The sequence below is a fragment of the Nocardiopsis halophila DSM 44494 genome, from assembly GCF_000341245.1.
GTDB classification, from domain to species: Bacteria; Actinomycetota; Actinomycetes; order Streptosporangiales; family Streptosporangiaceae; genus Nocardiopsis_A; species Nocardiopsis_A halophila.
Genome location: NZ_ANAD01000085.1, coordinates 81,347 through 102,754 on the forward strand (window position 1 = coordinate 81,347; position 21,408 = coordinate 102,754).

26 protein-coding genes and 1 pseudogene are annotated in these 21,408 nt (G+C 72.7%); 13 read left to right on the top strand and 14 right to left on the bottom strand.

Translation table 11 applies throughout. The features are described 5' to 3' along the window. The first annotated feature begins 81 nt into the window (after positions 1–81). Positions 82–1,311 carry an ROK family transcriptional regulator gene (locus D450_RS0111605; RefSeq protein WP_017538831.1) on the top strand — a complete coding sequence of 410 codons (1,230 nt, stop codon included), beginning with the start codon at positions 82–84 and terminating at the stop codon, positions 1,309–1,311. Between the two features lie 7 nt (positions 1,312–1,318). On the opposite strand, the gene D450_RS0111610 is transcribed toward D450_RS0111605, so the two are convergent. The 4 genes from D450_RS0111610 to D450_RS0111625 form a co-directional block, all read right to left on the bottom strand. Next, the gene (locus D450_RS0111610) at positions 1,319–1,984 is read right to left on the bottom strand and encodes a DUF6069 family protein (RefSeq protein WP_017538832.1); all 666 of its coding nucleotides are present in this window, start codon (positions 1,982–1,984) and stop codon (positions 1,319–1,321) included. Positions 1,985–2,131: 147 nt separating this feature from the next. Further along, the gene (locus tag D450_RS0111615; RefSeq protein WP_017538833.1) at positions 2,132–2,383 is read right to left on the bottom strand and encodes a hypothetical protein; all 252 of its coding nucleotides are present in this window, start codon (positions 2,381–2,383) and stop codon (positions 2,132–2,134) included. 307 nt (positions 2,384–2,690) lie between these two features. Further along, positions 2,691–3,548, bottom strand: coding sequence for an isocitrate lyase/PEP mutase family protein (locus tag D450_RS0111620; protein ID WP_017538834.1), 858 nt, complete (start codon positions 3,546–3,548; stop codon positions 2,691–2,693). After that, positions 3,517–4,428 carry a cytochrome P450 gene (locus tag D450_RS0111625; RefSeq protein ID WP_017538835.1) on the bottom strand — a complete coding sequence of 304 codons (912 nt, stop codon included), beginning with the start codon at positions 4,426–4,428 and terminating at the stop codon, positions 3,517–3,519. Before D450_RS0111625 ends, D450_RS0111620 begins: the two co-directional genes overlap by 32 nt. A 64-nt stretch (positions 4,429–4,492) precedes the next feature. Between D450_RS0111625 and D450_RS0111630 the strand changes: the two genes are divergently transcribed. Next, positions 4,493–5,227, top strand: coding sequence for a winged helix-turn-helix domain-containing protein (locus tag D450_RS0111630; protein ID WP_017538836.1), 735 nt, complete (start codon positions 4,493–4,495; stop codon positions 5,225–5,227). Here the strand turns inward: D450_RS0111630 and D450_RS0111635 are convergent. Continuing rightward, the gene (locus D450_RS0111635) at positions 5,213–5,698 is read right to left on the bottom strand and encodes a rhodanese-like domain-containing protein (protein WP_017538837.1); all 486 of its coding nucleotides are present in this window, start codon (positions 5,696–5,698) and stop codon (positions 5,213–5,215) included. The two genes, D450_RS0111630 and D450_RS0111635, sit on opposite strands and share 15 nt — an antisense overlap. Before the next feature lie 94 nt (positions 5,699–5,792). Between D450_RS0111635 and D450_RS0111640 the strand changes: the two genes are divergently transcribed. Next, the gene (locus tag D450_RS0111640; RefSeq protein WP_017538838.1) at positions 5,793–6,257 is read left to right on the top strand and encodes an Lrp/AsnC family transcriptional regulator; all 465 of its coding nucleotides are present in this window, start codon (positions 5,793–5,795) and stop codon (positions 6,255–6,257) included. A gap of 18 nt (positions 6,258–6,275) precedes the next feature. Here D450_RS0111640 and D450_RS0111645 read toward each other — a convergent pair whose 3' ends face one another. After that, positions 6,276–7,193, bottom strand: coding sequence for a Vgb family protein (locus D450_RS0111645; RefSeq protein ID WP_017538839.1), 918 nt, complete (start codon positions 7,191–7,193; stop codon positions 6,276–6,278). A 109-nt stretch (positions 7,194–7,302) separates the two neighbouring features. After that, positions 7,303–8,184, bottom strand: a complete 882-nt coding sequence (locus D450_RS0111650; RefSeq protein WP_017538840.1) for a sigma-70 family RNA polymerase sigma factor — start codon at positions 8,182–8,184, stop codon at positions 7,303–7,305. Positions 8,185–8,268: 84 nt separating this feature from the next. Between D450_RS0111650 and D450_RS0111655 the strand changes: the two genes are divergently transcribed. Beyond that, positions 8,269–8,733, top strand: coding sequence for a carboxymuconolactone decarboxylase family protein (locus D450_RS0111655; RefSeq protein WP_017538841.1), 465 nt, complete (start codon positions 8,269–8,271; stop codon positions 8,731–8,733). 332 nt (positions 8,734–9,065) lie between these two features. Here D450_RS0111655 and D450_RS0111660 read toward each other — a convergent pair whose 3' ends face one another. Continuing rightward, on the bottom strand, positions 9,066–10,436 hold the full coding sequence (locus tag D450_RS0111660; RefSeq protein ID WP_017538842.1) for an HNH endonuclease signature motif containing protein: 1,371 nt from the start codon (positions 10,434–10,436) through the stop codon (positions 9,066–9,068). A gap of 91 nt (positions 10,437–10,527) precedes the next feature. Then, complete coding sequence (locus D450_RS34605) at positions 10,528–10,908, bottom strand: hypothetical protein (RefSeq protein ID WP_241483124.1); 381 nt, start codon at positions 10,906–10,908, stop codon at positions 10,528–10,530. Between D450_RS34605 and D450_RS34610 the strand changes: the two genes are divergently transcribed. Next, a complete protein-coding gene (locus tag D450_RS34610) occupies positions 10,891–11,046 on the top strand; it encodes a Scr1 family TA system antitoxin-like transcriptional regulator (RefSeq protein ID WP_241483125.1) in 156 nt (51 codons plus the stop codon). The genes D450_RS34605 and D450_RS34610 overlap by 18 nt on opposite strands. Further along, positions 11,043–11,207: pseudogene (locus tag D450_RS34615) on the top strand (DUF397 domain-containing protein); the annotation flags it as partial. The gene D450_RS34610 and the pseudogene D450_RS34615, both read left to right, overlap by 4 nt. A 4-nt stretch (positions 11,208–11,211) precedes the next feature. Here the strand turns inward: D450_RS34615 and D450_RS0111670 are convergent. After that, the gene (locus D450_RS0111670; RefSeq protein WP_017538844.1) at positions 11,212–12,225 is read right to left on the bottom strand and encodes an alpha/beta hydrolase; all 1,014 of its coding nucleotides are present in this window, start codon (positions 12,223–12,225) and stop codon (positions 11,212–11,214) included. Between the two features lie 92 nt (positions 12,226–12,317). Here D450_RS0111670 and D450_RS0111675 point away from each other — a divergent pair, with 92 nt between their 5' ends. The 6 genes from D450_RS0111675 to D450_RS0111700 all read left to right on the top strand — a co-directional run bounded on the left by D450_RS0111675 (position 12,318) and on the right by D450_RS0111700 (position 17,150). Continuing rightward, entirely contained in the window at positions 12,318–12,902 is a 585-nt protein-coding gene (locus D450_RS0111675) for a TetR/AcrR family transcriptional regulator (RefSeq protein WP_017538845.1), read from the top strand. Between the two features lie 459 nt (positions 12,903–13,361). Next, positions 13,362–13,892 (top strand): hypothetical protein, encoded by a 531-nt coding sequence (locus D450_RS0111680; RefSeq protein ID WP_017538846.1) that lies wholly within the window; start codon positions 13,362–13,364, stop codon positions 13,890–13,892. Between the two features lie 97 nt (positions 13,893–13,989). Then, positions 13,990–14,571 carry a hypothetical protein gene (locus D450_RS0111685; RefSeq protein WP_017538847.1) on the top strand — a complete coding sequence of 194 codons (582 nt, stop codon included), beginning with the start codon at positions 13,990–13,992 and terminating at the stop codon, positions 14,569–14,571. Continuing rightward, a complete protein-coding gene (locus D450_RS0111690; RefSeq protein ID WP_017538848.1) occupies positions 14,562–15,197 on the top strand; it encodes a hypothetical protein in 636 nt (211 codons plus the stop codon). Before D450_RS0111685 ends, D450_RS0111690 begins: the two co-directional genes overlap by 10 nt. 215 nt (positions 15,198–15,412) lie before the next feature. Further along, positions 15,413–16,222 carry a siderophore-interacting protein gene (locus tag D450_RS0111695; RefSeq protein ID WP_017538849.1) on the top strand — a complete coding sequence of 270 codons (810 nt, stop codon included), beginning with the start codon at positions 15,413–15,415 and terminating at the stop codon, positions 16,220–16,222. Positions 16,223–16,484: 262 nt separating this feature from the next. Beyond that, positions 16,485–17,150 carry a DUF4360 domain-containing protein gene (locus D450_RS0111700; RefSeq protein ID WP_017538850.1) on the top strand — a complete coding sequence of 222 codons (666 nt, stop codon included), beginning with the start codon at positions 16,485–16,487 and terminating at the stop codon, positions 17,148–17,150. An 88-nt stretch (positions 17,151–17,238) separates the two neighbouring features. Here D450_RS0111700 and D450_RS34620 read toward each other — a convergent pair whose 3' ends face one another. Next, positions 17,239–17,772 carry a DUF6653 family protein gene (locus D450_RS34620; RefSeq protein WP_241483126.1) on the bottom strand — a complete coding sequence of 178 codons (534 nt, stop codon included), beginning with the start codon at positions 17,770–17,772 and terminating at the stop codon, positions 17,239–17,241. 13 nt (positions 17,773–17,785) lie between these two features. Beyond that, positions 17,786–18,712 carry a GH12 family glycosyl hydrolase domain-containing protein gene (locus D450_RS0111710; RefSeq protein ID WP_017538852.1) on the bottom strand — a complete coding sequence of 309 codons (927 nt, stop codon included), beginning with the start codon at positions 18,710–18,712 and terminating at the stop codon, positions 17,786–17,788. 297 nt (positions 18,713–19,009) lie between these two features. Here D450_RS0111710 and D450_RS0111715 point away from each other — a divergent pair, with 297 nt between their 5' ends. Further along, the gene (locus D450_RS0111715; protein ID WP_017538853.1) at positions 19,010–19,663 is read left to right on the top strand and encodes a CAP family protein; all 654 of its coding nucleotides are present in this window, start codon (positions 19,010–19,012) and stop codon (positions 19,661–19,663) included. Between the two features lie 24 nt (positions 19,664–19,687). Here D450_RS0111715 and D450_RS0111720 read toward each other — a convergent pair whose 3' ends face one another. Next, on the bottom strand, positions 19,688–20,323 hold the full coding sequence (locus D450_RS0111720; protein ID WP_017538854.1) for a hypothetical protein: 636 nt from the start codon (positions 20,321–20,323) through the stop codon (positions 19,688–19,690). A gap of 117 nt (positions 20,324–20,440) precedes the next feature. Next, positions 20,441–21,127 (bottom strand): hypothetical protein, encoded by a 687-nt coding sequence (locus D450_RS0111725; protein WP_026128499.1) that lies wholly within the window; start codon positions 21,125–21,127, stop codon positions 20,441–20,443. Positions 21,128–21,408 lie beyond the last annotated feature (281 nt).

Consider the following 21,408-nt stretch of genomic DNA (forward strand, 5'->3'; position numbering starts at 1 on the left):
AAGGTCAAGCATAAGTTGCCGAATCGGACCAAAATAGTCGAGCGATCACCGTGACTTAGTCCCGTGTGCTTCACTTGTCGTGTGACAGAAGACGCGCTGACCAAGACGCAGGACCGGCGGCGCGACGCCGGTTCCGTGGCCCCCGCCCCGCCCGTCCCGCCCGGCGCCGGCACCCTGCTGCGCCTGCTCCGCGACGGCCGGCCCCGCACCCGGGCCGAGCTGGCGTCGGTCACCGGCTTAGCGCGCTCCACCGTCACCCAGCGCGTGGACGCCCTGCTCGCCGGGGGGCTCATCGGCCCCGCGGGGGAGGCCGCCTCCACCGGCGGACGGCCGCCGACGACCTTCGTGTTCGACCCCGGGGCGCGGGTGGTGCTCGCCGCCGACCTGGGGGCCACCTACGCCCGGCTGGCCCTGACCGACCTGTCCGGGCAGGTGCTGGCCGACACCGCCGCCGACATCGAGATCGACCGCGGCCCGACCGAGGTGCTGGGCTGGGTGGCCGAACACGGCCGCGCGCTGCTGGCCGAGGCCGGGCGCGCCCCCGAGGAGCTGATGGGCACCGGCATCGGGCTTCCGGGGCCGGTCGAGCACGACACCGGCCGGGCGGTCAACCCGCCGATCATGCCCGGCTGGGACGGCTTCGACGTCCCCGGGTTCATCGGCGGGCTGCTGCCCGGGTCGGTCCTGGTCGACAACGACGTCAACATCATGGCGGTGGGGGAGCACTTCGCCCGCTGGAGCGACGCCCGGCACCTGCTCTTCGTCAAGGTCGCCACCGGCATCGGCTGCGGCATCATCGCCGACGGCGCCGTCTACCGGGGCGCCAAGGGGGCGGCCGGGGACATGGGGCACATCCAGGTGCCGCACGGGGCCGACGTGCCCTGCCGGTGCGGCAACAGCGGGTGCCTGGAGGCGGTGGCCAGCGGGTCGGCGATCGCGGCGGCCCTGACCGCGCAGGGGATCGAGGCGCACGGGGCGCTGGACGTGGTGGAGCTGGCGCGCGCGGGCGGGCTGCCGGTGCTGCGCGCCCTGCGGCAGGCCGGCCGCGACATCGGCGAGGTACTGGCGGCCTCGGTGAACATGCTGAACCCGTCGATCATCGTGATCGGCGGGTCGCTGTCCCAGGCCGGCGACCACCTGCTGGCGGGCGTGCGCGAGGTGATCTACCAGCGCTCGCTACCGCTGGCCACCGAGGGCCTGAGCATCGTGTCGTCCCAGGTGGGCGAGCGTGCGGGGGTGATCGGCGCGGCCGTGATGGTGATCGAGCACGGGCTGGCCCCCCAGCGCGTGGACGCGCTGCTGGCGGGCTGAACGCCCGCTAGTCCCGGTCGGGCCGGGTGCGGGCGTCGGGGTCGTAGGCGCGGTGGCGGCCGTCGTAGCGGCGCCGGGGCTGGTCGGGGAAGGCGTCCCGGTAGCCGCTCTCGTAGTCGTCGGCGGAGTAGCCCGGGTCGAAGCCGGTGTCGGGAAGCGCGCCCTCGCCGTGCAGCCGCGGCCGCCCCGGCGATGAGCGCCGCAGGGCGCTGGCGCCGACGCTGGCCAGCAGGGACACGATGGCGATCCCGCACACCGCGTTGATCAGGCAGGTGGCGATCTGGCTCGGCAGCGGCGCCGTCTGGGTGAACGGGGTGACTGCGGCGACCACCGTGGCCAGGCCCACGATCCACCCGAAGAAGGTCATGGGGCGCGGCGCGCTCAGCATGAGCAGGTGCAGCAGGGCGGTGGCGATCAGCGCCGCCACCGCGGCCGTGGCCGCGTACACACCGGTGGTCGCGTCGCCCAGGTAGCCGGCCTCCTCCGGCGCCAGCACCGGGATCCCGAGGACGCCGCGCACGATGAGCGCGCCCACGAGGATGACCAGGCCGGCGACGACGGCGGTCGCCAGACCGCCGGACCAGAGCCGCGAGACGTTGACGCTCCGGCCGTTGTCGTATCCGCTCATCGCCGAACCCCCCGATACGGCACCGAACTCGGTCACGGTGCCCATACCCGCAGGTCACCGTCGAAAACACGAGGCCGGACCGCGCCGTCACGGTCCGTCGTGGCCCGTGGGGGGCCAGGGGCGCACGAGGGGGCCGGGGCGCCGGCCGTGCGGCGCCCCGGCCCCCGATCGGCGGGGCGCCGCAGGCCCCCGCTACTTCGGGGAGGGGCCCTTCTCCAGGTAGAGGATCCAGGTGTCGGACGACAGGCGGTCGCACTCCCAGCCGATCGTCCAGTCGTCGGAGGCGACCGCGGCCCGGCCGGCCTTGTCGCATCCGATGGCCGTGTCGTAGTAGCCCTCGAGGATCATCTCGGCGCTGGCCGGCCCGGCGAGGGCCAGGCTCCCGGCGAGCGCCCCGCCGAGGGCGGCGGAGACGGCGGCGACGCGACTGGCGGTGCGAATCATTCATCCTCCATCAGGAATCGGGTGTCCGTCGGATATCGACGGGTTCCGATCCTGGGGGAGGAGCGAGGGAGGTATCCACCTTTTTCCACCAGGAACGAAAAGAGGTGGTCGCGCCACGGAAGCGCCTGTCCGGCCCTCCCCCCGCCTTGTTGATCTCGGGGGAGTCGGCCTTATGGCGGCCCTCTTAAGCCCGACTTCCCCGAGATCAATGCGGGGGCGCGGCTCGTGACTTTTCCCTCCCCTTGAAGGTGTTTCGCGGAAGAACCTAGTGGTCCTTTTATTAGACCCCCCGATAAAAAGAAGGCGGTCACCCGTCCGCGTCGCGGTAAAGGGTCGCGAGTGATTCGACGTCGTCGTATCCGGGGATTCCCGACGCGGCCTGGCCGCCATCGGCCCCGCGTCCGCCCGCCGTCGCGACGGCGGTCCGCACGGCGCTGTGCAGCGCCGCCCGGAACAGCAGCGACCCGGTGCTTACCCGGGCCACGCCCGCCCGGGCGAGCGGGGCGATGCCGTCCGGGGAACGCGGCGCGAGGACGTTCAGCGGGAGCCCGACCCGCTCGGCCAGATCCGCCATCACCGCCGTGTCCTCCAGCCCGGGGACGAAGACCCCGTCGGCGCCCGCGTCCCGGTAGGCGCGGGCGCGCTCCAAGGTCGCCGAGGCGCGCTCGGCGCCCGAGCCCGGGCGGAACAGGTGCCGGGAGAGCCAATAGGTGTCGATCCGGGCATTGACGAAGAGCGCGGGGGCGGCGTCCTTCATGGCGCGGATGAGCGCGCACTGCTCGTCTGCCGGCGCGAGTGCCGCCCCGCCGCGCCCGTCCTCGATGTTGACGCCCGCGATCCCCAGTGATGCCAGGTGCGCGGCCAGTCCGGCGGCGCCGGACGCGCCACCGCCGAAACCCGATTCGACGTCCACGGTCACCGGGGCGTCGAGCCGCGCCATCCCCTGTGCGAGGGCGAGGGTCTCGGACCGGGTGCACCCGGACGCGTCGGGCCTCCCGGCGGCCGAGGCGACGCCCAGGCTGGTCGTTCCGATCGCCGGGAACCCGGCGCGGGCGAGCGCGGCGGCCGAGGCCAGGTCCCAGGCGTTCGGGAGGACGAAGGGGTGCCCGGGCCGGTGCAGGGAGCGGAAGGTCTCAGCGCGCTCGTGCAGGGACGGCGTGGGCATGGAGGACTCCTGTCGCCATGGCGAGGGCGTGGTCGGACCCGGGGCAGGGGCGCTCGCCGTATCCGAAGGACAGTGCGGGCGGAGCGGGGCGAGTGCCGGAGAAGCGGTGGGGGACGAACCGGTCCGGCGAGGCGTACACGTCCGGGTCCCGATTGGCCGCCGCGAGGTCCAGCACGACCTCGCTCCCCGCGGCGACCGGGGCGCCGCGGATCCGTGTCCCGCGTTCGGCCACCCGGCGTATCAGCGGTGCCGGGGGAGAGAACCGCAGCGCCTCGGAAAGCAGGGCTGTCACGGACGCCTTGGACAGGGCCCCGTCATCGTCCTGCGGCACACCGTGCTCAAGGGCCGCCCGGATGAGGCCGGCCGTCGCGTCGCACGTCTGGACCAGCAGACAGACCCGCTGGGCGGTCTCCTCGGGCGCGACGTCGGGGAGCATCCCCACCAAGGTGCGCACCCCGGTGTCCGCGCGGCGCTCGCTCCCCGCCCCCGCCCCGGGGAAGTAGGCGGGGGCGACGTCCCGGACCGCCGCCACGGCGTTCGGCACATCGGACCGGGGAACACCGAGGGCTTCGGCGAGGACGGCGACGGGAACATAGGGCGCCTCGTCGGGGCCCGCCGAGCGCGCGCGGTCGGCGGCCGCACTCCGGAGCTCGACCGGTGGGAGGCCGGTGAGGAGCGCAGAGGCGAGCGCCCGGCGCCGGCGGTGGTCGGCCCCCGTGCTGAACCGGGTGGCGCGCCTGCGCAGCCAGGCGAGCGACGGTACGGACGGCAGAGGGGCGGCGCCGTCCGACGCCTCCGGGGGAGCGGGCACCACGAAGCCGGGGTCGCTCAGGACGGCACGGACGTCGGCATGGCGCACGACACGGATGGTGGTCGTCATGGCGGCGACGCTAGGCGCGGCACGTTTCGGCGGCCGCCGAAACGTGCGCCGGTTAGCGTGGAGTGTGCTTACCACGACGCGTCCCACCACGGGAGAGGGCGCCCAGCCCGACCTCGCCGCTCTGGCCTCCCTCCTCGCGGACCGCACCAGGGCGGCCTTCTGCACCGCTCTCCTGGACGGGCGGGCCTGGACGGCGGGGGAGCTCGCCCGGCACGCGGGCGTCGCACCGTCGACCGCCAGCGAGCACCTGACCGCCCTCGTCGAGGCGGGGCTGCTGGCCGAGGTGCGCCAGGGGAGGCACCGGTACGTGCGGCTGGCCTCGCGCGAGACCGCCGAACTCATCGAGGCCATGTCGGCGGCGGCGCCCAAGGCCGCGCCGCCGCGCGGGCTCAGGGCGGTGCACCGGTCGAACGCCCTCGCGCGCGGCCGGACCTGCTACGACCACCTCGCCGGAGCGCTCGGGGTGGCCGTCGCCGACGCGGTGACCCGGCAAGGGTGGATCGCCTGGGAGGACGGCCCCTCCCTGACGGCCGAGGGACGAACCGGCCTCGCCGCCCTCGGCGCGGAACTCCCCGCCCGGACCCGGCGCCCGCTCGTCCGGTCCTGCCTGGACTGGACCGAGCGGCGCCCGCATGTGGCCGGGGCCGTGGGGGCGGCCCTGTGCTCGCGCGCGCTGGAGGCGGGCTGGCTCGTCCGCCCAGGGGGCGGGCGCGCCGTACGGGTCACGGCCGAAGGCCGCACCGTCCTCGCCGGGACGCTGGGCGTCCCCGACGAGGTCCTGGAGTCAGCAGGCGCATGAGACCCCGGCGGGGGCGACCAGCGGGTCGGCCGGACGCCTCCCGGTCCCGTCCGCGGTCTCCACGGGGAACCCTTCGCGGGCCCAGTACTCCATGCCGCCGATCATCTCCTTGACACGGTAGCCGAGCCGCGCGAAGGCGAGCGCGCCCCGCGCGCCCCCGTCGCAGGCGGGGCTCCAGCAGTACACGACCACCGGGGTGTCCCGGCCGATGAGGCCGGGGGCGAGGTCGGCCGCCTGCGCGTAGGGGATGTGCACGGCGCCGGGGACGTGCCCGTGGTCCCAGGCGGTCCGGTCGCGCACGTCCACCACGGTGAAGCCCGGGGCGTCCGCCGCCATGGCGGCGTGCACGTCGCTCGGGTCGGTGTACAGGGACAGGCGGGCGGCGAAGTGGGCCTCGGCCGCGGAGGGGGCGGCGGCGGGGGTGCGCAGGACCGGGTTCTCGGCGGGCGGCGTGGCGGCGGTGTTCGTCATGCTGAAGAAGATATGTCCGTCTGACCTGCGAAGACCAGGTGCGTTCAACGGCACTCGGGCCTTTTCGCCGTGGAAGGCACGGTATTGGTGGTCCATGACCGTTGAATCGCTGGACGCTACCGATCTGCGCCTGTTGGAGGCGCTCCAGGCCGACGGGCGCGCCGGGTATGCCGAGCTCGCGCGCACCGTGTCCATGTCCCCGAGCGCCGTCGCCGAACGGGTGCGGCGCCTGGAGGCGTCCGGGGTCGTCTCCGGGTACCGGGCGGTGGTGGACCCCGAGCGGGTCGGGCTGCCGGTGATGGCGTTCGTCCGCCTGCGGTACCCGACCAACAACTACCGGCCCTGCCACGAGCTGATCGACAAGACGCCGGAGATCGCCGAGGCGCACCACGTGACGGGGGAGGAGTGCTTCATCCTCAAGGTGCGCACCCGGTCGATGCGCCACCTGGAGGAGGTCGTCGGCCGCATCGCGAGCCTGGGCCCCGTCACGACCAGCGTGGTCTTCTCCAGCCCGCTGGAGGGGCGGCCGCCCACGGACGCGTTGAACACCTCGCCCTGACGGACGGCCCCGCCCGTCTCACCCGCCCTGGCCCGTCCCCGCCGTGGCGAGCCGGGCGACCGCCCCCGACTGCAGAGCCGCCCACACGGTTCCGTCCCCTCGGACGGTGATGCCGTGCGGCTCCGAGTCCGGCGCGGGGAGGTCGTACTCGGCGACCTTCCCGTCACCGTCGATGGCGCCGATCCGGTTCGCGCCCCACTCGGTGAACCAGTACCTCCCGTCCCGCGAGGGGGCGATCGCGTGCGGCCGGGCCGACGGGTCGGGCAGGGGGAACTCCGTCACCTCGCCGCCGGGGGTGATGCGCCCGATGCCTCCGGCGCCGATCTCGGTGAACCACACGTTCCCGTCCGGGCCGGAGGCGATTCCGACCGGGGCGGCGTCGTCGGTGGGCAGCGGATGGACGGTCACCTCTCCGTCGAGGGTGAGCCGTCCGATCGCGTCGCCCTGGTTGAGTGTGAACCAGAGGGCGCCGTCGGGCCCGGTGGTGATCGCGGCCGGGAACCCGCCCCGGACGGGAAGGTCGATGTGGGTGACCGAGCCGTCCGGGGCCACGCGCCCGATCCGGTCGGTGTTCATCTCGGTGAACCGGACGGCGCCGTCCGGGCCGGTGCAGATGCCGTAGGGACCGCAGTCGGGCGTGGAACCGGGCAGCTCCGTGAGGTCCCCGTCCGCGGTGAGGCGCCCGATGCGGTGGTCGCCGTACCGGGTGAACCACAGGGCCCCGTCGGCGCCCTCGGTGATGACCGTCGGGCGGGAGCCCTCGGGGCCGGCGCGGTGGAGGACCACGGTGCCGTCGGCCTCCAGGCGCGCGATACCGGCGGAGTCGACCAGGGTCACCCAGAGGGCGCCGCCCGGGCCGTTCGTGATCCCGTACGGGCCCGCCCCGGGGGCTCCGACCGGAAACTCCCGCACGGCAGGGCGTTCGGTGTTCTGCATTGTGCTCCGCTCTCGGTGGATCTGGACGGGGACCGTCCTGATCCCTACACCTGTTGGGCCCCGTCGGCCACTCCTTTTCGCAGCCGTCGGAGCCACCGGGCTCCGACCGTCAGGCGGTGAGACCGGCGGGCAGGAGCCTCGCCAGGCGCTCGGGGTCGGTGATCAGGTCGAAGTGGCGCACCCGGCCGCCGACGATCGTGTGGCAGGCCAGGCTCCGCGGCCGGCCGCCGGTCACGTCCACGAAGCCGGCGCAGCCGTTGACCAGGACCGGGACGACCTCCACCGGGCCGAAGGCCCGGTGGAAGCCGGCCGCCTGGCGGGCGATCCGGGCGGCGCCGTGCACCACCCGCAGCGGGCGGACGCCGTCGTCGTGGCGGAGTTCGAGGTCGGGGTCGAGCATGCTCATCAGGGCCTCGGTGTCGCCGCCGCGCGCGGCGGCGAGGAACGCGTCGACCGCCCGGCGCTGCGCCGCCGGGTCCGGGTCGGGTGCGGCGGAGGACTCCTTGACCCTGCGGCGCGCGCGGCTGGCCAGCTGGCGCGCGGCCGGGGCCGACCGTTCGACCACCGGGGCGATCTCCTCGAAGGGCACCGCGAACATGTCGTGCAGCACGAAGGCCAGGCGCTCGGCCGGGGCGAGGCGCTGGAGGACGACGAGGAGCGCGTACCCCACCGTGTCGGCCAGCTCGGCCTGCTGCTCGGGGCCCACCGCGTCCGCGGGGGCGACCACGGGGTCGGGCAGGCGGTCGGGGAGGGGGTCCTCGCGCCGGGAGGTGCGCGAGCGGAGCATGTCCAGGCAGATGCGGCCCACCACGGTGGTCAGCCACGCGGCCAGGTCGTCGATGGAGGCGTCGCCGGTGCGGGACAGGCGCAGCCACGCCTCCTGCACCGCGTCCTCGGACTCGGAGAGGGAGCCGAGCATGCGGTAGGCGACGGAGGTGAGCCGCGGGCGGTGCCGCTCGAACCGCCGGGCCAGAAGATCTTGGTCGTCCACTGTCACACCTCACCATCGGCGTCCGTCTTCATGGGCGACGGACCGACCCCCCGCCTTCGCGGCGGGCACCCCTGAGGAGAGCCGATGGAGATGCGCTTCGACAACCCCGCGACGGCCATGCCGGGCATGTACGAGGCCGTGCAGCCGATGCTGAAGGTCGTCCACCAGGGCGGGGTCCCCACGAGCACGCTGGAACTGGTGCACTTGAGGGCCAGCCAGATCAACGGGTGCAGCTTCTGTGTCCATATGGGCGTCGAGCAGATGAGGAAGGCCGGCGAGACCGACGACCGCCTCGGCACGGTCGCGGCCTGGGCCGAGTCGCCGTTCTTCACCGAGGCCGAGCGCGCGGCACTGGCCCTGACCGAGGAGGCGACCCGGCTCGCCGACCACAACGGCCAGGCCGTCCCGGACGAGGTGTGGAACGAGGCGGCGAAGCACTTCGACGAGCGCCAGCTCGGCTCGATCGTGCTGATGGTCGGCCTGACCAACTTCTTCAACCGGGTCAACGCCACGGTGCAGATCCCGGCCGGGACCCCGATGCCCGCCTGACCCCGAGGACCCGGCGAAGGCCACCGGGTCCGGGCCGAAGGACGGCGGCCGGGGCCCGGTGATCAGGACCGAACGGCGGCGGTGGGAGGGGAAGCCACCGCCGCCGTTTCCGTGTCGCGGCCGGATTCCAGGTCGGGGAGCGGCGACGACGGAGGCGGTCGGCCCTTCCCGACGGCTCGACCGCGCACCGGGCATGTTCGAGCCCCCGGCCTAGGACCGGGCCTGCTCGGGCCCGGCGCCCACGGGAGGAAGGCGGTGCTGTGCTGTCGATCTCGGGGCAGCCGGGGTGATACCCGCCGGTACAAGGCCGGCTTCCCCGAGATCGACACGGGTCAGGCGGCCCGGGATAGAGAACCGTCCCCGTCGTCCCCGCCCGAGTCCCGCTTGCCGGTGCGGGCCTGGTGGCGGCGGGCCCGGTAGTGGGCCTGCATGCGGCGCATGTGCTTCGCGCGGTTGTGGCGCCCGCACAGCAGCTGGGCGTTGGCGGGGGTGGTGGTGCCGCCTTCCCACCATTCGGTGCGGTGGTCGCCCTGGCACCAGCGGGCCGGGACCGAGCACCCCTCCTCCCACTGGCAGGTCCCCGCGGTGGCGCCGAGGGCTTCGCGGATGGGGGCGGGGAAGGTCCGGCGGGCCCGCCCGATGTCCACCAGGCCCTTGACCGGGTCGGTGACCACCCGCCGCAGCACACAGTCCGAGGAGAACGCCCGCGCGGCGGACGGGGGGAGGAGGCGGCCCCGGTCGGTGGTGGCGGGCTCGGCCCCTGCCTCAAGGAGCAGGGAGTCCAGGGAGACCACCAGGTTCACCTGCGGGCGGCTCATGCCGCGGCGCCGCTTCCCGGCGGCCTCCGCGTCGGGGCGCGGAGCCGTCAGGGAAGCGGCCGCGTCGGAGCCCTCCTCAGGGGTGGGCACCGGGAGGCCTTCGGCGATGAGGCGGTTCTCGCAGAGCTGGACCAGGGCGTCGAAGCGCGCCTGGGCGATGGTGCGCCCGTCGGGCGGGGTGGTGTGGGCGTCGATGGCGGTGCGGATGATCTCCTCTGAGGCGGCATCGCCCCACGCCTGGAGGGTGAATCCGAAGGCGTCCGTGGTGTAGCGGGCGCCGCGGTCGTCGTAGGCCTCGCGGTGGCGGTCCTCGTGCTCCCCCGGGTCGATGCGTTGGGGGAGCCGGTTGCCGATGCGCTTGAGGGTGCGGTCGGCGACGCCGCCCTGGGCGGCTTGGACCATGATGTGCTCGGCTTTGGACCGGTAGTCTCCGGCGTCCGGGTGCAGCTCGGTGCACCGCCCGGCCACGGCCTTCTCGGAGAGTTCCATGACCAGGGCGAGCTGGGCGAAGCCGATCCGCCCCTCCTCGGCCGCAGCGACCGCCCGGGGGTAGTGGTCCAGGTGGTCGGCAACGGTGGTGATCGCACCGGCCTGGGCGCTGGAGCGGCCGTGCTCGCGCAGGAGGCCGGCCACGGTGGTGCGGCCGGACCCGGCCAGGGCGCCGGTGGCGTGGATGCGGGCGGCCAGGCGGGCCAGTGCCAGGTCGAGCGAGCCCGCCCCGGCCGCGAGCACGGCGAGCAGGTCGCAGAGCAGGTGCTGGGCGCCGGTCGGCAGGTCCTCGGCGACGGCTTCCTGGGCCTGGCTCAGCACACCGGCCAGACCGGCCTGGATGCGCTCGGCGCGCGATCCGGGCGGGGGCCCGTTGGTGGGCTGCTCGCTTGCCATGTTCCTACGTTAGAACAGGGGTACGACAAGGCGGGGACGGATCTCAAAGATGTGGAGAAACCGCGAAACCCCAGGTCAGATGATTCAGGGCTCAGCCGGAGAGGCCGATGGCGTAGGCGGCGAGGAGCATGCCCAGGACCGTGCACGCGTGCCGGGCGCTCTCCCAGCGGCGGGCGGACTCGTCGAGGGGGCCACGGATAATGCTTCTCTTCCTCTTCTTCGCCACCGGAGCGGGGCGCGTGATCGACCGGGGAACCGGCCCGCGCTCTTCGGGTGAAGGGCGGGGAGGCGTCTCTCTCTGCTCCCGGGGTGCGAGTTCGGTGCGCATGCGGGCCAGCCATGGTGGGAGCGCGCGGTCGTCACCGATGCCGTCGTTGGCCAGGCGCAGGACGGGGGCGGGGCGACGCTCGGCGGGAGCAGGGGTGCCGGCGTACGGGCGGACGACGGTACCGACGTGCTGTATCTGGAACATGCGCAAGCTGGCATCCTGATCCAGGATTCCGCAGACCTCAAAGAGTTCAGCGAACGCTTCGCCGACCTCCGAGGAGTGGCGCTGCCGCCACCGGAGTCGCGGAAACTGGTCGAGGAAATAAGAGGAGAGTTCCGATGACCGGTGCGGATTGGGCCTGGCGTACATCGACCCACAGCACGGACCGTGGAGAGTGTGTCGAGGTCGCCGACTGCCCTGGGACCAGTGCCGTGCGCGATACCAAGCACCGCGACTTCGGCGCTCTGCTCTTCAGTTCTCCCGAGTGGCGGGCCTTCGTCGACACCGTCACCTGTCGTGCGTGGCCCAGTACCCCTCCAGCTCCGGGCCGAGTCGGTCGGCGGCCTGCATCGGCAGGGAATGGGTGGTCTCGGGCCACACGGTGACCGGGTCCTTGCCGAGGCTCCGGGCGCGGTCGGCCGCCTCCCGGCCGCCTGCCAGCGACTTGTCGGCGGCGATGTCGACGCGGACCGGCATCTCCATCGACCGCCACTCGTCGTCCGTGAGCGTGCGCGGGACCTGAGTGGGGGCGGCGTAGTGCTCGGACCCCTCGTCCACCATCACCGACATCGGCGTGCGCTCCCGTACCTCCTCGACCGTGGTGCCGCCGATCTCCGCCATCGCTCGGTCCTTCCAGGCCTGGGGCGCGGGCAGGACCAGCAGCGACGACCACAGGTACACCGAGGCGGGCAGCGCTTCGAGCACCATCACCGGTTCGAGCAGTGTCAGAGAGGCCACCCGTCCGGGGCGGTCGAGGGCATGGACGGCGGCGACGGCCCCGCCGAAGGAGTGCCCCACCATGTGCGCGCGGTCGATGTCCAGGCCCGCGAGCATCTGCTCGACCCACTCCGCCCGATCGTCGAACGAGGTGAAGGGGACCGACTGGGTGGACATCCCGGAGTCGCCGATCGCGTCCATGGCGTACAGGGTGCGGTCGCCGATCCAGGAGGGGAGGTTGTCGCCCCACATCGGCGCGCCGGAGCCCGCCCCCGGCAGGAGCACGACCGGCAGGCGGGTTTCCGCGTCGTCGCCGGCCGCCCACTCGTAGACGCGCACGGTGCCGAACTCCGTGCGGACGTCGTGGGTGCGGGTCGGTTCTGGCAGGTCCGCCATCACGGCGTCGTAGGCGGCCCGGTAGGAGGCGTACCCCTTTTGGCCGCGCCAGTGGCCGACCTGCGGCTCGGGTGAGACGAGGGCGGCCGCCTTGTCGACGACCAGCCAGGCGGCGACCAGGACCGCGAGGACCTTGAGCACCGTGAGGGCACGGCGCCGCCGGGGCCGGCGGTTCGGTTCGGTGCTCATGGAGACCCCCGTAAATACAGTCGTATTGATCGCTGGATGCGAGTGTACCCGCCTGTCAATACGGCCGTATTCACCGCCGCTAGGGTGGGGGTATGGACGGCATGGACAGCTTGGACACCACGGACCCCGACGACCGCCGGACGGCGATCATCCACGCGGTGTGGCAGGTGATCGCCGAGAGCGGCATGGGCGCGGTGTCGATGCGCAACGTGGCGGCGGCCGCGGGGGTGTCGGTGGGCAGGATCCAGTACCGGTTCCGCAGCAAGGACGAGTTGCTGCGGGCCAGCCTGGAGGCGATGGTGGCGTGGGCGGACGATCTCCACTCCGCGGCGACCGAGGGGGTCGGCGACCGCGAGGCGCTGTGGCGCCTCATCGCGGCCCCGATCCCGCTGGCGGAGTCGTCGCGGGCGATGGTGTCGGTGTTCCATCAGTACGTGGCCGCCGGTATCAGCCATCCAGGGCTGGCCGAGGTGCTGGTGGAGGCCAAGGAGGGCGCGGAGGTCGAGACGGCGAGGCTGCTCGCCCGGATCGCCCCCGGAACCGCGGATCCCCGCAGGACCGCACGGTCCCTCATGGCGACCGCCGACGGGCTGACCATGCGGGTGCTGATCGGAGGGTTGTCGGTCGCTGAGGCGGAACGCACCCTGCGCGCCGAGGTGGACCGGGCGACGGACTGATACCGGGGCCAGAGGTTCACGGCGCTGAGATCGCCGACTCTTCTGCGGTGCTCGGACCGAAACAGGTCGACTCCCTCGCGGTTCTCCATGGCCGCCGCCATTGATCCTGATCTCGGCAGTGGCCTCGGCCGAAGCGCTCAGGACGAAAGGCGGATCCGTTCGTTCGCGGGGGCGGTTCTCCGCTCTCGGCAACGGGATTCGGACGAACCTATGGACTTATGTGTTGTCCGAATAGCGGGGATATCACGGGTGTGGCTTGTGTCGGCGCTCACTCTACTCATGAGTATACGGAGGAGTAGTCCTTCACTCCGCTCTTGACCGGCGCATCTTCGGACACCGGATGCAACGGCGAAACGAGCGTTGAATCGTGCCTCCCTTTACCCCCGTTCCCCGTCACTCACAGCGAAGCTAGGCTGACCGCGCCATTTCGTCCTCCAAACGAACCAAAGGAGTGACCAGGTGAAGAAAACGCTTCCCCGTGCCGCGGTCGGCGGCGCGACCCTGCTGCTGGGCACGGTGCTCACCTCCGGGACGGCGGCCGCCGAAGCCGAAGAGCCCGAAGAGCACTGTGTCGCCGACATGGACACCGGCGAGCAGACGTGCTTCGCCACCCTGGACGCAGCGCTCTCCGCCGCCGAGGCGGAGACCGGTCCCTCCGGCCCCACTGCCCTGGGCGCGGAAACGAACGCCCAGAACGACGTCATCGTGGGCACCTTCTTCACTGAACGGGGCTACGGCGGAAACTCCCTGACGGTCACGGCCGAGGCCCCCTGCGTCAAGGACGGCTGGGTGGACTACCAGTTCAACCTGACCGGAGACTTCGCGGACTGGGCCGACGACATCACCTCGGCCCAGCCGTGGGCCAACTGCTGGATCTGGCTCTATCCCGAGGCCGACCTCGGCGGGGACCGCGACGGCCCGTACAAGGAGAACACCGCCTATGTCGGCGACTTCATGAACGACCGCACCGTCTCGATCGGGTTCAGCTGAGCGCCTTCCCCTGCCTCTGAAGCGCCCCACGTGCCCCCCACTTCTGAGAGGAAGACGGAATCCCCCTATGCGAAAACGATGGACCCTCCCCGCCGCCATGACCGCCGCGTCGCTCATGGTGGGGTTCTTTCCCGCACCGGCCTACGCCGACCACGAGGACACGCCGACCTCGCGCCAGCTCCTGGAGAAGTGCGACAACGGCACCGACGTCTGCGTCTTCCACCCCGAAGGCCGTCCCGAATACGTCGCCGGCCCGAAACGGCAGGTCGGCAAGGAGGTCTATAACTGCACCGACCGGGAGCAGCGGTTCGAGGTCGGCTGGTCCGACACCACCTCCGAGTCCAACAGCATCGGCCTGTCCCTGAGCGCCGAATACGGCTTCGCCGAGGTGTTCACGAGCACCTTCGAGGCGACCTACGGCCACACGTGGACGAACTCGCACACCGAGAGCCAGACCACCTACGTCTTCACCGGCCCCGGCGAAGTGGGCCGGGTGGAGCGCCGGCCGCGGATGGAGCGGGTCGGCGGCACCTATGAGCTGCACTTCCCCGACCGCTACTACGGCCATTACTACTGGTACGTGCCCTTCGAGGCCACCGGGCCCGCGCCGGGCGGCGACGAGGCGATCGTGCAGAAGACCCGTCCCATGACCGAGGCGGAGAGGAACGCGTGCCCGTGACCATGCCAGCGCCGCTCCGCCGGACCATGCTCGCCTGCGGCTCCGCCGCGGCGGCCTTCGTTCTCGCGGCCGGGCCCGCCGCGCCGGCCCACGCCGACCACGAGGACACGCCCACCGTGCGCCAGCTCCTGGAGAAGTGCGACAACGGCACCGACGTCTGCGACTTCCACCCCGAGGGTCCGGTGCGGGAACACCAGGCGGCCCGCCACGCGGTCGGCGCCCCGGTCTACAACTGCACCGACCGGGAGCAGCTGATGTCGGTCGGCTGGTCCGACACCACCAGCGAGTCCAACAGCGTCGGCCTGTCGCTGGGAGGAGAGTACGGGTTCGCCGAGGTCTTCACGGTCTCCTTCAAGGTGACCTACGGGCACGAGTGGACGAACTCGCACACGGAGTCCCAGACCACGACGGTCGCCACGGGGCCCGGTGAGGTCGGGCGGGTCTATGTCGGGCCGAGGATGCAGACCGTGAAGGGCACCTATGAGCTGCACTTCCCCGACCGCTACTACGGCCACTACTACTGGTACGCACCCTTCGAGGCCACCGGCCCGACCGATGACCAGAGCGGAACCATCACCCAGTCGACGCGGCCCATGACCTCCGAGGAGAGAGCCGCATACTGCTGATCCGCACCGGGGCCGGGCGCCCGGCCCCGGGTGAACGCGGACCGGAGGGCCGGGGCGGCGAAAGCGCGTTCCTCCGCCCCCATTGCGCTGACGTTAAAGTAAGCCTTACCTTAGGGTGTGCATCGCAGCGGTGATGTCCCGGGGGCGGGCCCTACTGCCATGGGCCGGATCCGTCCCCGGGGGCCACCGGAGCCCGGGGACGAGGAGTGGACCGCATGCCCGCGCAGACCCGTACGGAGAGAACCGCCGAGCGCCACGGCGTCACTGCCGTCGCCGCCCATGCGCGCCGCTCGCGGCGGATCGCCGACCACATGGTCCGGGTGACCCTGGCCCACCCCGACTTCGCCGACGCGGTCCGCTTCCCCTACCACGGCCCCGACCACCTCGTCCGGCTCTTCCTCCCCGGACCGACCGGGGCGCTGAACCTCCCCCGGTCCTCGGCGGGCTGGTGGAAGGAGGTCCAGGCCATGGACGAGGCCGACCGGCCCCGCGTGCGCAACTACACCGTGCGCCGGATCGACCGCGGCCTCGGCGAGATCGACGTCGACTTCGTCCTCCACATGGACAACGCCGGCCCCGCCGCCGCCTGGGCCGCCCAGGTCCGCCCCGGCGACGAGATCGGGGTCCTGAGCGACCGCGCGGGCTACGCGCCGCCCGCCGGCGCCCGGTCCCTCCTCCTCGTCGCCGACGAGACGGCGCAGCCCGCCCTCGCCGCCGTCATCGAGTCGCTCCCGGCCGATGTGCGCGCGCTGGCGGTCCTGGAGTACAAGCCGGGAACGGCGCCCGAACTGCCCGCCCGCCCCGGCGTCGAGTGCGTCCACCTCCACCCGTCCCCGGGCGCCGCCCCCGGCGAGGCGGCCCTCGCCCACCTGGAGCCCCGCGACCTCGGGGCCCTCGACTACGCCTGGATCTCCGGCGAATCGACCCTGGCGACCTCTGTCCGCCGCCACCTGGTCACCGGCCGGGGCATGGACAAGGAGCGCGTCTTCTTCTGCGGCTACTGGAAGCAGGGCGTCTCCCACTGACGCCGCCCCACCGGCCCCGGCGGTCCGTCCGCGTCCGCAAAGAGGGTGTCATCCCATTGAATGTCATCCCATGAGAGATTGACCCCAGACATTCACATTCATCTTTCCCGTCGACTGGGAAGAACGATCACGAGCAGGGGGATTGACCCTGCGTAGTGGCATGCCTACCTTCCAGGGGAAGCGTCCGCCCGGTGAGGCGGACGCCGCTCGGACCGGCCCCCACCCGGTCCGTACCGCATCCCCCACCGAAGGTTGGTCCCCCATGCGCAGACCCCGCACCCTCCTCAGCGCGGCGGCCGCCGTGTCCGCAGCGGCCCTCGCCCTGTCCGCCTCCCCGGCGGCCGCTTCCGGCGGCCCCTCCTGGTGGCCGGAAGACCCCCCGCCCCCCGGGAAGGTGGAGATCGACCTGGTCAACGCCAACGGCTCCGGGTGCGCGCCCGGCACCACCGCCACCTCCGTGGCCCCGGACAAGACCGCCTTCACCGTGACCTACAGCGAGTACCTGGCCCAGGCGGGCGGCGGGTCGAGCCCGATCGACAGCCGGAAGAACTGCCAGCTCGCGGTCCTGGTCAGCGTCCCGCAGGGCTACACCTACGCCATCGCCCGCGCCGAGTACCGGGGATACGCCGACCTCGCGGACGGGGCCGAGGGCACCCAGAAGGCGAGCTACTACTTCCAGGGCATGCCCGAGACCGAGGCCGTCACCCACGAGCTGCCCGGGCCGTACCAGGACAACTGGCAGTTCAACGACCGCGCCAACGTGGCGATCTACGCGCCCTGCAACGCCGAGCGCAACTTCAACATCAACACCGAGCTGCGCGTGGACGCCGGCGACTCCGACCCCGACGAGCTGAGCTTCATGGCGATGGACTCCACCGACGCCAGCATCACCACCACCTACGTCTTCTCCTGGAAGAAGTGCGACTGACCGCCCCGGCTCCGTGCGCGCCCGGCCCTGCACAGGCCGGGCGCCTCCGTCCGCCGGGTCCGCTCGGGCGCGGACGCCGGAACCGGCCTCACGCCTTCGGGTCCGCCTCTCCGGCGGCGTCCCGGGTGTCCTGCTCGGCGGTCCGGCGCTTGTTCGCCTCGTAGTAGCGGACCATCTGGCTCCAGTAGACCATCGTCAGACCCATCGTCACCGCCGTCCCGACCACCGCCGGGGCCGCCTTGCGGCGCCAGGCGGAGGCCACCGCGACGGTGCTGGCGGCCGAGGCGGCGATCTGCACCGCGAAGGCGGCGTCCTTGGGGCCGTCGTCGATCCACTGCTCCTCGCCGAGCATCGCGCGGGTCGCCCAGTCGGAGTCGTCCTTCGGCTCCGGGAAGAGCACCGGATTCACCGCGAACCATGTGCCCACCGCCACCGCGTGCTTCCAGTTCCGCGTCCACGCCGGGACGAGGACGAGAGGCGTGGTCGCCCAGCGGCTCCAAGCGCTCCGCGGGTTGGAGTGCCGGGCGAACACGGCCCGCCCCGCGCGGGCGATGAGGCTCGTGGGCGCACGGCCGTCGGCCGCGGAAGCGGGTGAGGGGACAGGGGCGGAGGGGTCCGCCATCGCCGGACTCCGATCATCGTCGTTCCAGAACGGTGCACGCCGACCAGGCTTCCCGGCTCACCGACGGTGACGCTACGCCCGTTCCCCGCGCGGAGGCAATGACACCGTGGTGCCGCGATCGGCCACCGGTCACCCCCCGGGTGACGCGGTAGGCGGTGGTCTCCAGCACACCGGTGCCTTGGAAGACCTCGATCCCCGCCTGGACACTGGACAGGTACTGGTCGGGCTCCAGTGCGCCGCGGTCGGCCAGGTGGTCCGTGAACCCGGTCAGGTCGCCTTCGAAGGAGCGCGTCCCGCCGGTGTGCACGAACGAGTGGACGTCCCAGAGGAGCTGCCCGTCGTCGTCCTCGACCGCCCCCTGGTACAGGTCCCACCGCTCGCCGCCGACCTCCACCGTGTCGATCCGCTCGCCCAGCGGGCCGGCGCCCCCGCGGGCCGACAGCCAGACCATGACCTCGTCGGCGGGGTCGTCGCTCCAGCCGGGGTCGGCGATGTCGTGCAGCCACAGGTCGTAGGCGACCGCGACGGTCCCCTCGGTCCGGAGGTCGTACTCCCAAGCGGTCTCGAGGGCCCGTCCGGACGAGAGCCGGACCGGGAGCCCGGTGTCCTCGTCCGAGTTCCATCCCCAGTGCCACCCCAGGACCGAGCTGACATAGGACTTGACCTGGTACGGGTCGCCCTCCCAGTCCCACTCGGTGCGCCAGCCGATGGTGTCGCCGTCCTGGTACAGGTCCTCGACGCACTGGGAGCCCGAGCCGGCGTCCTGCCCCCACACGTTGTTGTTGAGCCAGTACTCGCCCATGGGGATCTCGCCGAACGGTTCGCAGACGGTGGTCGCCGTGGCCGGGTGGGCCGCGCCCGTGGAGAACGCGGCGGCGGTGAGGAGCAGCGCGGCCGCCGCGCCACCGAGGCGGGCGGGGGTACGGGGGGTCGGCTCCATGGCGGTTCTCCTGTTCTTGGGGAGGAGGACGGGAGGAAGGGACGGGCGGAGGGGGAAGCGCTTTCCTGGTCTGTGGTCCGCCCCGGTGGACGGCCGACTCTACGGAGGGGTGGCGCGTGCGGCAATGGCCCCCGAAGGTCCGTGTTCGCGCGGCGACGGGTGGCGGGGCGGTCGCACGACCCCGGAATTTCATCACTCCACGTAAAGGAGTGATGATTCTGAGTTAGAGTCCCGTGCGGGCGGCCTCCCCACAGGGCCCTCCGAACCCGATGTCCTCCCGAACACGCCAGGAGACCGATGCGCTCCCGATTCCTCTCGCTCTTCGTCGCGGCCGTCCTCGTCGGCCCCGTGCCCGCCCCCGCGAACGCCGAGCCCGTCCGTTCCGACGGCTCCGCACCCTCCGCCGACACCGCCGGCCGGGCCGAGACCGAGAGCGGCTCAGGGCCTGTACGCCCGCCGTTCCCCGACAACACCGACGACGTGTTCCTGGGCGAGGTGATCGAGGCCGCCGACGTCCACCGTGCGCGGCACGGCGCGCCCCCGCTCGAACCGGACGGAGAACTGAACGCCCTTGCCCTTGAGCGGGCTCGGGAGTTCTCCGAATACGAGGGCCTGGACGAGGGCCACCGCGGGCGGGAGCCGGGGCACGGCGAGACCGTCCACTACTCCGCCTCGACCGACCCCGCCACCGAGCCGAGCGGGGCCGACGCCGTCGACCACTGGTACGCCGGGAGCGAGGAGTACGACTACCAGGCCCCGGGCTTCTCCCCGCAGACCGGAGCGTTCACCCAGCTCGTCTGGAAGGCGACCACCAAGGTGGGTGTGGCGCGCGTCAGCGAGCCGGAGTCCTCACAGGACACCTGGCGCGAGCACTACGTGGTCCTCGTCTACGCGCCGCCCGGCAACATCCGCGGCGAGTACGGGGAGAACGTGCTGCCGCCGGCGGGATGAGCGCCGCCTGCGGGCCCCTCCGGGTCAGTCCAGTGCGGAGACGGCGCGTTCGGTGATCCCGAGCAGGGTCTCCTCGTCCCCGGTGAGGCCGGCCTCCCCGGAGTCGCCCCGCGCGTCGCGGGCCTCGTTCGCGGAGACCTGCACCAGCACCTCGCCCACGCGCACCACGACCCGGCTCGACGAGGTCAGGCCCTCGTCCGGGTCGCCCCAGCGGTAGTGGACCACCAGCGCCTCGTCCCCGAGGTCGGGCTCGTGGGAGTCGACCACCTCTGAGGTCCAGTACGTGTCGTCCGACTCTTCGAGAAGGTCGTCCGACTCCGCCTCGAACTCCTCTTCGGCGGCCCGCGTTCCGCGCTCGGGCTCGCCGTCCTCATCGGTCGGCAGGCTGTAGGAGACGTCCAGCCACCCCAGGGTCCCGTCGGAGAACTCGCCGTACCAGGAGCAGGTCGAGTCGCTCTCGCTGAACAACGCGTTCGGCAGCTCGGCGCCGACCCGGTCCAGCTGGTCGCGGCTCGGGACGCCGCACGGGGGCTCCGGCAGGTCCTCGTTCCGGGGGGCGGCCCCGTCGGGCGCGGACGGGGTCCGGAGGGCGAGCACGGTCCCGGCGGTCCCTGCGACCACCGCATAGGCGCCCAGGGTGATCACCGCCGTGATGGCCACGGTGCGAGCGGTCCCGCCGCTCCGCGGAGGCCGCGGGGGCTGCGGCGGAGGACCGGGCGGAGGGCCTGGCGGGGGGACGTTCGGGGGGCCTGTGTACACGGCCGTGCTCCTTCCGGGTCAGCCGAACGCCGCGGCGGCGGCGTCGCCGAGAAGGTCCTCGGCATCGTCGATGTCGATCGCCTCGGCGTCGTCGGAGAGGGAGAGGACGAGCGTCCCCACGACCTCTCCTTCGCGGACGACGACGCTCGCGCGCTGGTCCGCGTCTTCGGTGTAGGCGAGGCCGTCGTCGATGGAGGCGAGGATGAGCACGCCCTCCTCGCCGACGTCGAGGTCCCTTTCCTCGGTCTCGGCCTCCGCGTCGTCGGACGCGTAGCGGTCCGGCTCCGAGGCCCGCTCGATCTGCAGCTCGTAGGCGGAGTCGGCGTCCCGGGGCGCCTCCTCGTCCCCGTACTGATCCACGAGGTCGGCGTCGGGCTCGGAGTAGGCGGCGAACCAGCCGAGGTGCAGGGCGGCCTCTCGTCCGTCGACCTCGGCGTCCCAGGTGCATACGGTCTCGTAGCGGATCGTGCTCTGGGATTCCGGCTCGGCGCCGAGGCCGCGGAGGACGTCCTCCCCCAGGGCTCCGCACGGTTCGCTCGGCAAGCCGGGGGCGGTCTGCGGACCGGCGGTGGTGAGGCGCTCGTAGGCGTACACGCCCGTCGCGGTGAGCGAGCCGGCGACGACCAGTGTCACGGCGACGGTGGCGACGACGGCCACCCCTGTGCGGGCGGGACGGTGCGGGGGCGGAGGAAGCGGGTACGTCATGCGGTGGCCCTAGGCGGGAGAGGGACGGAGGGGGCGGGACTTCCTCCAATGCTCGCATACAGTAATCGGGTGATTCGCGCGAGGTAGCAGAGAAGGGTGTGAACCCTGACACGGCGGTCTCGCATACGGCGCCTCCGCGTCCGGCGCTCACCCCGCGTAACAGTTAGGAAACTATCCAGTTTTCCTGGATTGCCTTCACGGGGCCACCGGCTGACACTCGGGGCTCACGCACCGCATATGGGAGCGCTCCCACATGCGGTGCCGACCGTGTCCCCCCGATG